This window comes from Acidovorax sp. MR-S7, assembly GCF_000400995.2.
Classification (GTDB): domain Bacteria; phylum Pseudomonadota; class Gammaproteobacteria; order Burkholderiales; family Burkholderiaceae_C; genus MR-S7.
In genome coordinates this window covers 41877-55415 of the sequence record NZ_DF238937.1, presented here as the reverse complement: position 1 = coordinate 55415, position 13539 = coordinate 41877, and the positions used below count along the sequence as shown (strand labels likewise).

Sequence of the window (13539 nt, the reverse complement as noted above, 5' to 3'; positions counted from 1 at the left end):
GCGACACAGGGGGTTGTGCGCTATTTATTTGATGATGTTCTTGCCGAACCACTGCTCGGCGATCTTGGCGGCAGCGCCATCCTGCTTCATGTCGGCCAGCGCCTTGTCGATCTTGCCGTGCAGATCGGTGTCGTCCTTGCGCAGGCCCACGCCGTATTCCTCGGTGCCGAAGTTGTCATCGAGCACGGCATAGTCTCCAGGCTTCTTGGCCACGTAGTAGCGGCCCACCACCTCGTCGACCACCACGGCCTCCAGGCGGCCGGTGGTCAAGTCCATCAGCGCGGTCACGTTGTCGCCGAAGGTCTTGAGTTCCTTGAACGACTTGAAGACGGCTTCTTCCTTCTTGATCGCGTCCACGGCGCTGGAGCCTTCCTGCGCGCCGACGACCTTGCCGGCCAGGTCGGCCTTGGTCTTGATCGGGGAATTGGCGGGCACCACGATGATCTGGTGGTTCTCCATGTAGGGCGCGGTGAAGGCGATGTTCTGCTTGCGCTCCTCGGTGATGGTCAGGCCGTTCCACAGCGCGTCCACGCGCTTGCCCGACAGCTCGGCTTCCTTGGCGCTCCAGTCGATGGGCTTGAATTCGACCTCCAGGCCCAGGCGCTTGGCGGCTTCCTTGGCCATGTCGATGTCGAAGCCCACCAGCTCGTTCTTCTCGTCGCGGAAGCCCATGGGCGGGAAGTTGTCGTCCAGGCCGACCACGATCTTGGTCACAGCCGCGACCGGTGCGGGTGCGGGCTCGGCGGCGGCGGGGGCGCTCTCCTGCTTGGAGCAGGCAGCCAGCAGGGCGCCCAGGGACAGCAGGGCAACGGCGGCGATCTTCTTCATGGCGATGCGGTTCTCGAAAGGTTAGGAAAAACCCTGGATTTTCCCACCGATGCGGACGCATTCTCTGGTTTCAAGCCAAATCGGCCTCCAGCGCCGTCCCAGCAAGCGCAAGCAGCTATCAATTATGAAGTGCCACGCAACCCCCGCAAGGGCATGTGCAGCGCCACCGTGGTCGAGCTGCCCCGCGAATCCACGGCCAGCCGTGCGCCCAGGCGCTGGGCGCGGACCTGCATGCTGCGCAGGCCGGTGCCGCCGGGCGGAGGCGGCGCGCCCGCTGCGCTGGACTCCAGGCCCACGCCGTTGTCGTGGACTTCCAGCCGCAGGTGCCCGCCCTCTTCGCGGACCAGGGCCACATCCACGCGCGTGGCGCGGCTGTGCTTGAAAACGTTGGTCAGCGCCTCCTGCAGAACACGCAGCACGTCCAGGCTCTGGGTTGCGTCCAGCTGCACCTCGTCCAGGCCGGAAACCCGCCAGTGCGCCTCGATGCCGTGCAACTCGAACAACTGGCTCATGCGGTAGCGCAGCGGCGCGAGCAGGTCGGCCAGCGACAGCTCGCCGTGGTGCTGCGCCGAAGCGGTGTCGATGATGAGCCGCAGGTCGTCGCGCATGGTGCGCAGCATGTCCAGCACCTGCTGCGGCGGCAGCGGGGCGCGGGTGCGTTCGAGGGTGTTGATGTTGCCGATCAGCATGCCGCCCAGGCCGTCGTGCAGGTCGTGCGCGAGGTTGACACGCTCACCCAGCCGCGCGTGCAGCAGTTCCAGCGCGTGCTGGCGGGCAAGCGAGGCCTTCAGCTCGGCGCGGGCAGCGGCGACGCTGTGGTGCATCTCGTCGTTGAAGCGCTCGATGCGCCGGGTGTTGGCGACGAACGTCCAGGCCAGCGTGAGCGCCATGCCGATGGTGGTGGGCCAGGCGGTATAGGACGCGAGGTAGAAGTTGCTGTCGATGAGGTCCGAGAACACCAGCAGGTCATGCACCGTCGCCAGCGCATTGGCGGCCATGGCGGCCGACAGCAGGCGCTGCGCCAGGCTGCCGCGCCAGGCCAGGAACAGGAACACGACCGCCGTGGCGACGACCAGCGCCGACGATGCCCAGGCGAGCGTGTGGCGCACGGCCTTCATGTACTCATGGGGTGCGAGCAGCACCGCCGCGCAGGCGCCGGAGAGCAGCAGCCACAGCACGGCCTCGCGGCGCGGCCAGCGCCGGCCCATGAAGCGCAGCACGAACATGGCGCCGCAACCGTGGTAGAGCACGTAGGCCGCCGTGGTGGCGGCGGCGTAGGCATCGGTGTGCGGGAAGGGCCAGGTGCTGGTGTTGACGAAGTTCACCGTGAAGCCCACCCACGCGGCCTGCCGCGCGGCATACCAGCCATAGGCGGACTCTTGCCGGCGCATCAGCCACAGCGCGAGGAAGAAGCAGCCCAGCGTGGCGCCGATGCCCAGGTGCAGCCAGTTCATGTCCTCCCGTGCCAGCTGGCTCGCACGCTGGGCGGCGCGCAGCGGCCCGGGTTCGCCGATCTCCACCGGTCCCAGCGCGGGCTGGTAGGCGGCGTAGCCGCTGACGCGGATCAGCAGCTCGTTGCGGCCGGTGTGCAGTAGCGGCGCGGGCAGCAGCAGGAAGCGCGGCCGGTTCCAGGTGCGCGAGAGCGGTTCCACCAGGCTTTCGTCGCGCTCCAGCTCCACCCCGTTGACCGAGATGACGCCGGCCGACATGACGTAGTGCACGTACAGCCCCAGCGTCTGCGGCGCGCCGGCGATGTCCCAGCGCAGCCGGTACCACACCACGCCGTTGTGGCCGGGCCAGTGCGCGCTCCAGTCGCTGGGCACCTGCACGGGCTGCCAGCCGGATGCGGGCGGCCGCTCGTCCAGCCAGCCCGAGGGCGCGGCCTCCACCGTGCCCAGCCAGGCCGTTGGCGTGTCCGCTTGCGCGCGCGGGGCCAGGCAGGCCAGCAGCAGGATCAGCGCAGCAAGCCATGCTCGCGCGCGCGGCGCACCGCCTGCGTGCGCGAGCTGACGGCCCGCTTGTCGTAGATGTGCCGGATGTGCGAATCGATGGTCCATCGGGAAAGGTTCAGGCATTCGGCCATCTCGCGGTTGCTCATGCCCGCGGCCACGTGGTCGAGGATCTGCCGCTCGCGGTCGGTCAGGGCGTCGTTCAGCGCGTTGGGCAGCGCGGGATCGGGGCCGGGCGCCCGTGCGTGCGGGCGGCCCGCCAGGTCCAGGATGCGCCGGGCGATGAAGGGGTCGATGGGCGCGCCGCCCTTGAGCACGTTCTTGACCGACAGGGCGATCTCCACGTCCTCGCGCTCCTTGAGCACGTAGCCGTTGGCGCCCGCGCGCAGCGCGCCCATCAGCATCTCCTCGGTGCTCCAGGCCGAGATCACCAGGATGGGCAGCGCCTCGGCACGCTCGCGCAGCCAGGCGATCAGGTCGAGGCCGCTGCCGTCGGGCAGCCCCAGATCGACGAGGGCCATTGCCAGCGGCGCCTCGCCCTGCGCCAGCTCCCGCCCCCGCGCCACCGAATCGGCCTGCCGCAGCCGGTCCGGCGCGATGCCGATGGAGCCCAGCACTTCGGCCAGCCGAGCCAGCATGGGCGGGTCGTCATCGACCATCAGGACGGGCAGCGGCAGGGCGGACATCGCGCGATTGTGGCGCACGGAGTGCGCACCGCCATCACGCATTTACGGGATGCGCGCGTGCCGGGGTTCAAGAAAGAATCGGCCTGCAACGCTCGCCGGAAAAGCGCGAGCCGCTATCACCCCAGGAGCAAGATGAAGCACACCGACACTTTCCGCGCAGCCCTGCTGGCCTGCGCGCTGGCGCCCTGGGCGCAGGCAGGCACCATCGCCACCGTGGCGGGCACGGGAATGGAGGGCGCCGGCACCGACGGCCCGGCCACCGCGTCGGCCCTGGGCTACATCACCCGGCTGGCGGCGGACGAGCAGGGGCGCGTGTACATCGCCGATTCCACCAACGGCCGCGTGCGCCGGCTCGATGCCGACGGCAGCATCACCACCGTGGTCAGCGGGCTCAACCTGGTGGAGGGCCTCGCCGTGGGTGGCGACAAGGTCTACGTGGCCACCGGCTACGAGAGGAGGGTGCTGCGCTTCAACCTGTCCGACCCTGCCGCTCCGGTATATCTGTTGGCCGCCACCTCGCGCGATGCCTCGGGGCTGGCGCTGTCGCCTGGCAACACCCATCTCTACAGCGTGTCCGGCGGCCGCATGGGCATCATCAATTTGACCAACGAAACACGCCCCGAATACCTGAACATGGATGAGTTGTCAGGTATCTCCTTCATGGCAGGCCTTCCCGACTACCTGTACATCGCCGAGCGAGGGGGCCACAAGGCATGGAAGTCGCAAATCCCCGGCCCCGGAGGGCTCACCAGCCCCTCTCTCATCGCGGGCGATGGCACGCAGGGCTTCGGCGGCGACGGCGGCCCGGCCGCCGAGGCCCAGCTGAACGAGCCCGCCGACGTCGTCGCCGACAGCGTGGGCAACCTCTACATCGCCGACCTGGGCAACCACCGCGTGCGGCGCATCGACGGCCTGGGGCTGATCGAGACCATCGCGGGCACGGGCGATGCGCTCAGCACTCCAGGCACGCCCGTGGGCGACGGCGGCCCCGCCACGGCGGCCATCGTGTCCGACCCCAACGGCCTGCTGGCCGTGGGCGACCACACGCTCTACGTGGCCGAGAACACCGGCCACCGCGTGCGCCGGATCACCTTCGACCCGCCCGCCGCGCCCACGCAGGTGCAGGCCACGATCCTCAACGACCGCGCCATCGTCGCGTGGGAGCACGACGGCGACAAGGCCACCGGCTTCACCGCCGCCGCCTACACCGGTGGCAGCACCCCTGGCCTGCTGTGCCATGCACCGGCGGGCGAGCGGCACTGCACCATCGACGGGCTGGCGGGCGGCTCCCACTATGGATTTCGCGTGCTGGCACGCAACGGCGCCGACGTGAGCCCGGCCGCCTGGTCGGCCGGCTACCCGACGCCCACGCCGCTGACCGAGGCCGACGTGGACCTGGACGGCACCGGCGCCGCCCAGGCCCGCGTCAGCATCGGCAAATCTCCGGCCAGCACCTGCAGCACCGTGCGCGGCCTGGAATTCACCGCCACGCCGCCCGGCGCGCCCGCCAGCGCGCCGCTGGGCGTGCTGCGCTTCAAGGCCGAGGACTGCAATGCAGGCAGCCACATCACCGTGCGCATCGACTACCCGCCGGGCAGCCTGGCCGGCCTGTACCCATGGAAGTACGGCCCGCGCATGGCGGGCGGCCAGCCAGAGTGGTTCCGCTGGGGCACGGTCCACGGCGACACGGTGTACTACACCGTGTCGAACGACGGCATCGGCGACAGCGCCCCGAACGACGCCAGCACCATCGAAGACCCCCACGCCATGCTGCCCCTTGCCGCCCTGCCGCCCGCGCCAGGCCCCGGCGGCGCGGTGCAGGCCGTTCCCGCGCTGTCGGCGTGGGGCGTGGCGCTGCTGTCGGCCCTGGCGGCGCTGCTGGGGCTGCGGCGCAGGGGTTGAGGTGTTTTCGGCCTCCAGCGCTTGACAGGCAAGCGCGAGCAGCTATCAAAATAAAAGCAAACGGCGCCGTGCGGCGCCGTTGGTTTTGACGGGCGGATGGATCAGCGCGGCAGGTCGGAGTAGCCCATGAGGAATTCGTCCACCGCCCGCGCCGCCTGCCGCCCCTCGCGGATGGCCCAGACCACCAGCGACTGGCCCCGGCGCATGTCACCCGCGGCGAACACCTTGGGCACGCTGGTGGCGTAGCCGCCGTCGAAGTCGGTCGTGGCCTTGGCGTTGCCGCGCGCGTCCTTGTCGATGCCAAAGGCGTCGAGCACGGCGGCCACGGGGCTCACGAAGCCCATGGCGAGCAGCACGAGGTCGGCCTGGTATTCCTTCTCGCTGCCGGGCACTTCGACGAACTTGCCGTCCTTGAACTCGACGTGCACGGTCTTCAGGCCCGTGACCTTCTTGCCGTCGCCGATGAATTCCTTGGTGGCGATGGCGAATTCGCGCTCGCAGCCTTCCTCGTGGCTGGAACTCGTGCGCAGCTTGGTGGGCCAGTAGGGCCAGACGAGCGGCTTGTTCTCCTGCTCGGGCGGCATGGGCATCAGCTCGAACTGGGTGACGCTCACGGCGCCGTGGCGGTTGCTGGTGCCCACGCAGTCGCTGCCGGTGTCGCCCCCGCCGATGACGATGACGTGCTTGCCGTCGGCGCGCAACTGGCCCTTGAGCTTGTCGCCCGCGTTGATCTTGTTCTGCTGCGGCAGGAATTCCATGGCGAAGTGGATGCCGTCGAGGTCGCGGCCGGGCACGGGCAAATCACGGCTCTGCTCGGCACCGCCGGTGAGCAGCACGGCATCGAAGTCCTTCTGGAGCTGCTCGGGCGCCACCGTTTCCTTGGCCCAGTTGGTGACCTTGCTGCCCTTGCCCAGGCCGTCCTTGCCCGCCACCAGCACGCCGGTGCGGATGGTGACGCCTTCGGCTTCCAGCTGCTTCACGCGGCGGTCGATGTGCGACTTCTCCATCTTGAAGTCGGGGATGCCGTAGCGCAGCAGGCCGCCCACGCGGTCGTTCTTCTCGAACAGCGTCACGTCGTGGCCCGCGCGGGCCAGTTGCTGCGCCGCCGCCAGGCCTGCGGGCCCGGCGCCGACCACGGCAACCTTCTTGCCGGTCTTGTGCTTCGCAGGCAGGGGCGTGACCCAGCCCTCTTCCCACGCGCGGTCGATGATGGCGTGCTCGATGCTCTTGATGCCCACGGCATCGTCGTTGATGTTGAGCGTGCACGCGGCCTCGCATGGCGCGGGGCAGATGCGGCCGGTGAACTCGGGGAAGTTGTTGGTGCTGTGCAGCACCGCGATGGCGCTCTTCCAGTCCTGGTGGTAAACGAGGTCGTTGAAGTCCGGGATGATGTTGTTCACCGGGCAGCCGTTGTTGCAGAACGGCGTGCCGCAGTCCATGCAGCGCGCGCCCTGGATCCTGGCCTGCGCGTCATCGAGGCCGATGACAAATTCCTTGTAGTGCTTGAGGCGCTCGCCAACGGGCTTGTAGCCCTCCTCGATGCGCTCGTATTCCATGAAACCCGTGGTCTTGCCCATGATCGTGGTCCTTTTGTTCTTGTCTTACTTGGCCGGGACTGCTGCTTCTTTGGTAGCTGCTACCGCAGGCGTGGTCGGCTCCTCGAGCACTTTGCGCTCATACATCTCGGAGAGCGCGCGCTTGTATTCGGTCGGGAAGACCTTGACGAACTTGGCGCGCGATGCCGCCCAGTTGTCGAGGATCTCTCGCGCGCGCTGGCTGCCGGTCCAGCGGGCGTGGTCCTCCAGCAGCTTCTTGAGCTGCACCTCGTCGGTCTGGTCGCAATGCCAGGTGCCGCGGCTCATCGAGGCGATCTGCTCGTCGGCGGGCAGGATGCGCTCCAGCGTCACCATCGAGAGGTTGCAGCGCGAGTCGAAGCGCCCGTCTTCGTCATACACGTAGGCCACGCCGCCGCTCATGCCCGCCGCGAAGTTGCGGCCGGTCTTGCCGAGCACCACCACGGTGCCGCCGGTCATGTATTCGCAGCCGTGGTCGCCCACGCCCTCGACCACCGCCGTGGCACCCGACAGGCGCACCGCGAAGCGCTCACCCGCCACGCCGGCGAAGAACGCCTCGCCGCGCGTGGCGCCGAACATCACCGTGTTGCCCACGATGGTGTTGGCCACCGATTCGCCGCGGAACTCGTGGCTGGGCCGCACCACCACGCGGCCGCCCGAGAGGCCCTTGCCGGTGTAGTCGTTGGCCTCGCCGCTCACGGTGAGGGTGATGCCCTTGCACAGGAACGCGCCGAACGACTGCCCGCCCGTGCCCTCGAAGTGGATGCGGATGGTGTCGTCGGGCAGGCCCTCGGGGTGCGCCTTGGTCACCGCGCCCGAGAGCATCGCGCCCACGGAGCGGTTCACGTTGCGCGCCACTTCCATCAGGCGCACGGTCTCGCCGTGCTGGATGGCGGGCTGGCAGCGCTCGATGAGCTTCACGTCCAGCGCCTTGTCGAGCTTATGGTCTTGCGTCTCCACGTGGAAGCGCGGCACGTCGGCGGGCACCTGCGGCTGGGCGAACAGGCGGCTGAAATCGAGCCCCTGCGCCTTCCAGTGCGCGAGGCCCTTGCGCGTGTCGAGCAGGTCGGTGCGGCCGATCAGCTCGTTGAAGCTGCGCACGCCGAGCTGGGCCATGATCTGGCGCACTTCCTCGGCGATGAAGAAGAAGTAGTTGACGACGTGCTCGGGCTTGCCGGTGAACTTGGCGCGCAGCACGGGGTCTTGCGTGGCCACGCCCACGGGGCAGGTGTTGAGGTGGCACTTGCGCATCATGATGCAGCCCTCGACCACCAGCGGCGCGGTGGCGAAGCCGAATTCATCGGCGCCCAGCAGCGCGCCGATGACCACGTCGCGGCCGGTCTTCATCTGCCCATCGGCCTGCACGCGGATGCGGCCGCGCAGGCGGTTGAGCACCAGGGTCTGCTGGGTTTCGGCGAGGCCGATTTCCCACGGCGAGCCCGCGTGCTTGATGGAGGACCAGGGCGATGCGCCCGTGCCGCCGTCGTGCCCGGCGATCACCACGTGGTCGCTCTTGCACTTGGCCACGCCGGCCGCAATCGTGCCCACGCCCACTTCGGAGACGAGCTTGACCGAGATGTCGGCATGCGGCGCGACGTTCTTCAGGTCGTGGATGAGCTGCGCCAGGTCTTCGATCGAATAGATGTCGTGGTGCGGCGGCGGGGAAATCAGCCCCACGCCCGGAACCGAGTAGCGCTGCATGCCGATGTATTCCGACACCTTGCCGCCCGGCAACTGCCCGCCCTCGCCGGGCTTGGCTCCTTGAGCCATCTTGATCTGGATCTGGTCGGACGAGACGAGGTATTCCGCCGTCACCCCGAAGCGGCCCGAGGCCACCTGCTTGATCTTGGACCGCAGGCTGTCGCCGTCGCGCAGTTCGATGTCGGATTCGACCTGCGCCTTGCCGATGACCGAGGCCAGCGTCTCGCCCTGCTGGATCGGGATGCCCTTGAGCTCGTTGCGGTAGCGCTTGGGGTCTTCGCCGCCCTCGCCCGTGTTGCTCTTGCCGCCGATGCGGTTCATGGCCACGGCCAGCGTGGCGTGCGCCTCGGTGGAAATCGACCCGAGCGACATGGCGCCGGTGGCGAAGCGCTTGACGATTTCGCTCGCGGGCTCGACCTCCTCCACGGGGATGGCCTTGGCCGGGTCGAACTTGAATTCGAACAGGCCGCGCAACGTCATGTGGCGGCGGCTCTGGTCGTTGATGATCTGGGCGTATTCCTTGTAGGTGCCCCAGCTGTTAGAGCGCGTGCTGTGCTGCAGCTTGGCGATGGCGTCGGGCGACCACATGTGTTCCTCGCCGCGCGCGCGCCAGGCGTATTCGCCGCCCGCGTCGAGCATGGTGGCGAGCACGGGGTCGTCGCCGAATGCGGCCACGTGGGTGCGGATGGCTTCCTCGGCGATCTCGAACACGCCGATGCCCTCCACGCGGCTGGCGGTGCCGGTGAAGTACTTGCCCACCGTCTCGCTGTTCAGGCCCACGCACTCGAAGAGCTGCGCGCCGCAGTAGCTCATGTAGGTGGACACGCCCATCTTGGACATGATCTTGGAGAGGCCCTTGCCCACCGCCTTGATGTAGTTGTAGATGGCCTTGTCGGCGCTGAGGTCGCCGCTCAGGTCCTTGTGCATCTCGGCCAGCGTCTCCAGCGCCAGGTAGGGGTGCACGGCCTCGGCGCCGTAGCCCGCGAGCACGGCGAAGTGGTGCACCTCGCGCGCGGTGCCGGTCTCCACCACCAGGCCCGCCGTAGTGCGCAGCCCTTCGCGCACCAGGTGCTGGTGGATGGCCGAGAGCGCCAGCAGCGCGGGGATGGCGACCTGTGTGGCCGACAGGTTGCGGTCGCTGATGATGAGGATGTTGGCGCCGCCCTTGATCTGGTCGACGGCCTGCGCGCACAGCGACGCCAGCTTGGCCTCCACGCCCTGCTTGCCCCAGTCCAGCGGGTAGGTGATGTCGATGGTCGCGCTCTTAAACTTGCCGTGCGTGTACTTCTCGATCTCGCGCAGCTTGGCCATTCCGTGGAAGTCGAGCACCGGCTGCTGCAGCTCCAGCCGCATGGGAGGGTTGACCTGGTTGATGTCCAGCAGGTTGGGCTTGGGGCCTACGAAGCTGACCAGCGACATGACGATGGCCTCGCGGATCGGGTCGATGGGCGGGTTCGTCACCTGGGCGAACATCTGGCGGAAGTAGTTGTAGAGCGGCTTGTTCTTGCTCGACAGCACCGCCAGCGGGCTGTCGTTGCCCATCGAGCCGATGCCCTCCTCGCCGTTCTTCGCCATCGGCGCGAGCAGGAACTTGATGTCCTCCTGCGTGAAGCCGAAGGCCTGCTGGCGATCCAGCAGCGGCAGGCTGGATGCGGGCTGGGGCGCATCGGCGGACTTCACGTCGTCGAGCTTGATGCGCAGGTTCTCGATCCACTGCTTGTAGGGCTTGGTGTTGACGATGTTGGCCTTCAGCTCGTCGTCTTCGATCAGGCGGCCCTGCTCCAGGTCGATCAGCAGCATCTTGCCGGGCTGCAGGCGCCACTTGCGGCGGATCTTGCCGTCGGGCACGGGCAGCACGCCGGCTTCGGATGCCAGGATGACCAGATCGTCTTCCGTGACCACGTAGCGCGAGGGGCGCAGGCCGTTGCGGTCGAGCGTGGCGCCGATCTGGCGGCCGTCGGTGAACACGATGGAGGCAGGGCCGTCCCACGGCTCGATCATCGCGGCGTGGTATTCGTAGAACGCGCGGCGGCGCTCGTCCATCGACTCGTGCTGCTCCCAGGGCTCGGGGATCATCATCATCACGGCCTGGCTGATGGGGTAGCCGGCCATGGTCAGCAGTTCCAGGCAGTTGTCGAACGTGGCGGTGTCGGACTGGCCCGCGAAGCTGATGGGGTAGAGCTTCTTGAGGTCCTCGCCCAGCACGGGCGAGGCCATCACGCCCTCGCGCGCCAACATCCAGTTGTAGTTGCCGCGCACGGTGTTGATCTCGCCGTTGTGCGCCACGTAGCGGTAGGGGTGGGCCAGCGGCCACTCGGGGAAGGTGTTGGTGGAGAAGCGCTGGTGCACCAGGCCGATGGCCGAGACGCAGCGCTCGTCGGACAAGTCCTTGTAATACACACCCACCTGGTCGGCCAGCAGCAGGCCCTTGTAGACCACCGTGCGGCTGCTCATGCTCGGCACGTAGTATTCCTTGCTGTGCTTGAGCTTGAGCGCCTGGATGTTGGCGCTGGCCGTCTTGCGGATCACGTAGAGCTTGCGTTCCAGCGCGTCCTGCACGATCACGTCGGCGCCGCGGCCGATGAAGACCTGGCGCAGCACGGGCTCCTTCTCCTGCACGGTGGGCGACATGGGCATGTCGCGGTTCACCGGTACGTCGCGCCAGCCCAGCAGCACCTGGCCCTCGGCCTTGATGGCGCGCTCCATCTCCTGCTCGCAGGCCAGGCGCGAAGCGTGCTCCTTGGGCAGGAAGATCATGCCCACGCCGTACTCGCCGGCCGGGGGCAGCTCCACGCCCTGCTTGGCCATCTCCTCGCGGTAGAGCTGGTCGGGAATCTGGATCAGGATGCCGGCGCCGTCGCCCATGAGCTTGTCGGCCCCCACGGCGCCGCGGTGGTCGAGGTTCTCCAGGATCTTGAGCGCGCCGGTCACGATGTCGTGCCGCTTCACACCCTTGATGTGGGCCACGAAGCCCAGGCCGCAGGCGTCGTGTTCATTGCTGGACGCATACAGGCCGTGTTGTTGCAGGTGCTGGATCTCGGCTGCCTTGGTCATGGCGCACTTCCTCAAATATTTCGCAGGGAGCGCAAGAGTAGTGCAGCGCAACAAGGAGATGCAAGCAATTTAATTGGGGTCAGACACCAATAAAAAACCGCACAATTTTGGTGCTATTTTTTTGGGGACACATCAAAGAAAAGAGCACAAAACCCTTAGCCATTCAGCAATCACAGGCGTTTTAAATCTCTTGGGAATTCACCAAAGCGGGGCGCCCGGGCCGCGCCCGGGTCAGCCGTCGTGGCGTGGCCTGTTGCAACGCGCGCACAAAATCCGCATCGCCCAAGGCCCATCCACCCTGGCTGGACGCAGCAAGTGCCGCTTCATCGGCCCCGGAAACCCCTTCGCGGACCAGCGCGGCATAGGCCGCGTCGCGCGCGAACGGCGTGTTGCCCAGCTCCCAGTAGAGCCGGTGCGGCGTGATGAGCCGGTCACTGCGCAGGCCCGCATAGTGGCCGTGGCTCGACCAGCGGAAGTCCGCCGGCTCGCTGCACAAGCCCTCGCGCACGGGGGCCAGGTCGAAAGACGCCATGCAGGGCAGCAGCCAGCGTTCGGCCTGCAGCACGGCGCTACGGTAGCGCCCGTCCCACAGCGTGCCCGTGCGGCCGTGGCGCTGGTTGAAATAGCGCACGTAGGCACGGCCCACGGCCTGCATCAGCAGGGACAGGCCGCCCTCTTCCTGGGGCGTGGCGAGCAGGTGGAACTGGCTGTCCATGAACACGTAGGCGTGCACTGCCACCTTCTGGCGGCGGGCGTGCTCGGCCAGCAGCGCCGCCATGGTTTCACGGTCGGCCGCATCCAGGAAGATGGGCTGGCGGTTGTTGCCGCGCTGGACGACGTGGTGCGGGTAGCCGGCAAGGGCAAGGCGGGGCAGGCGGGCCATGGCAGGGGATTGTCTATTGGACGGAGCGCCAGGCGCCCGGCTCGCCCAGCAGCAGCGGCCGGTTGCACGCGACCACCTCGCGCAGATAGTCCCACAGGGCGCGCACGCGCGCGAGTTCGCGCCGGTCGCCCGGAGCGGCGATCCAGAAGGTGCGCAGCAAGTCGATCTCGTGCGCGAGCACGGGCATCAGCTCCTCGCTCTGCGCGGCCATGAAGCACGGCAGCACGGCCAGCCCGCGCCCCTCGCGCACGGCGTGGTACTGCGCCACCACGCTGGTGCTGCGCAGCGGCGTGGGCGCGTCGGGTGCAATGGCGGCCAGGTAGCGCAATGCGGGGCTGAACACGAGTTCTTCCACGTAGCCGAAGAACCGGTGCGCGCCCAGGTCGCGCGTCTGGAGGATGGGCGGGTGACTATCGAGGTAGCGCCGGCTGGCATAGAGCCGCAGCCGGTAGTCGGTGAGCCGGCTGCACACCTGGCCGTTGCCCTGGGGACGCTCGACGTTCACGGCCAGGTCGGCCTCGCGCTGCGAGAGGTTGATGAAGCGCGGCACGATGAGCAGTTCCACCTGGATGGCCGGGTGCCGCTCGCAGAAGTGGCTCAGGTGCGGCGCGAGGAAGAAGCTGCCGAAGCCCTCCGTCGCACCCAGGCGCACGTGGCCGGTGAGCGTGTGGCTGTCGCCGCCGATGTCCTCGCCCACCAGCACCATGCTGCTTTCCATGCGCTCGACGTGCTCCAGCAGCCGGTGGCCGGCGGTGGTGAGCACGTGGCCCGCGGGCGTGCGCTCGAAGAGTTGCGCGCCCAGCTCCTTCTCCAGCCGGTGCAGGCGGCGCGTGACCGTGGAGTGGTCCAGCCCCAGGCGCCGCGCCGCTTCCTGCGCCGACTGGGCGCGCGCCACGGAGAGAAACAGGCGCAGGTTGTCCCAGTTGATCTGTTCGGCTGGCATGGTGGTGCAATTTTGCAAT

Annotated in this window: 8 protein-coding genes; 1 reads left to right on the top strand and 7 read right to left on the bottom strand. The window is 68.2% G+C overall.

The genetic code is table 11. From position 1 onward, the window contains the following. Positions 1 to 24: 24 nt before the first annotated feature. From AVS7_RS13930 to AVS7_RS13920, 3 genes are all read right to left on the bottom strand, one after another. Positions 25 to 828 carry an amino acid ABC transporter substrate-binding protein gene (locus AVS7_RS13930; RefSeq protein WP_020229024.1) on the bottom strand — a complete coding sequence of 268 codons (804 nt, stop codon included), beginning with the start codon at positions 826 to 828 and terminating at the stop codon, positions 25 to 27. 122 nt (positions 829 to 950) lie between these two features. Continuing rightward, a complete protein-coding gene (locus tag AVS7_RS13925) occupies positions 951 to 2885 on the bottom strand; it encodes a 7TM diverse intracellular signaling domain-containing protein (protein WP_144425108.1) in 1935 nt (644 codons plus the stop codon). After that, on the bottom strand, positions 2783 to 3463 hold the full coding sequence (locus AVS7_RS13920) for a response regulator transcription factor (RefSeq protein ID WP_020229022.1): 681 nt from the start codon (positions 3461 to 3463) through the stop codon (positions 2783 to 2785). The genes AVS7_RS13925 and AVS7_RS13920 overlap by 103 nt, the downstream gene beginning before the upstream one ends. Positions 3464 to 3595: 132 nt before the next feature. Here AVS7_RS13920 and AVS7_RS13915 point away from each other — a divergent pair, with 132 nt between their 5' ends. Next, positions 3596 to 5365 (top strand): IPTL-CTERM sorting domain-containing protein, encoded by a 1770-nt coding sequence (locus tag AVS7_RS13915; protein ID WP_034690972.1) that lies wholly within the window; start codon positions 3596 to 3598, stop codon positions 5363 to 5365. 101 nt (positions 5366 to 5466) lie between these two features. On the opposite strand, the gene AVS7_RS13910 is transcribed toward AVS7_RS13915, so the two are convergent. The 4 genes from AVS7_RS13910 to AVS7_RS13895 all read right to left on the bottom strand — a co-directional run bounded on the left by AVS7_RS13910 (position 5467) and on the right by AVS7_RS13895 (position 13520). Beyond that, positions 5467 to 6942 carry a glutamate synthase subunit beta gene (locus tag AVS7_RS13910; protein ID WP_020229021.1) on the bottom strand — a complete coding sequence of 492 codons (1476 nt, stop codon included), beginning with the start codon at positions 6940 to 6942 and terminating at the stop codon, positions 5467 to 5469. 24 nt (positions 6943 to 6966) lie between these two features. Continuing rightward, positions 6967 to 11694, bottom strand: a complete 4728-nt coding sequence (locus AVS7_RS13905) for a glutamate synthase-related protein (protein ID WP_020229020.1) — start codon at positions 11692 to 11694, stop codon at positions 6967 to 6969. Between the two features lie 181 nt (positions 11695 to 11875). Next, positions 11876 to 12577 (bottom strand): transposase, encoded by a 702-nt coding sequence (locus AVS7_RS13900; protein WP_020229019.1) that lies wholly within the window; start codon positions 12575 to 12577, stop codon positions 11876 to 11878. Positions 12578 to 12590: 13 nt separating this feature from the next. Further along, positions 12591 to 13520 (bottom strand): LysR family transcriptional regulator, encoded by a 930-nt coding sequence (locus AVS7_RS13895; RefSeq protein WP_020229018.1) that lies wholly within the window; start codon positions 13518 to 13520, stop codon positions 12591 to 12593. Positions 13521 to 13539: the final 19 nt, after the last annotated feature.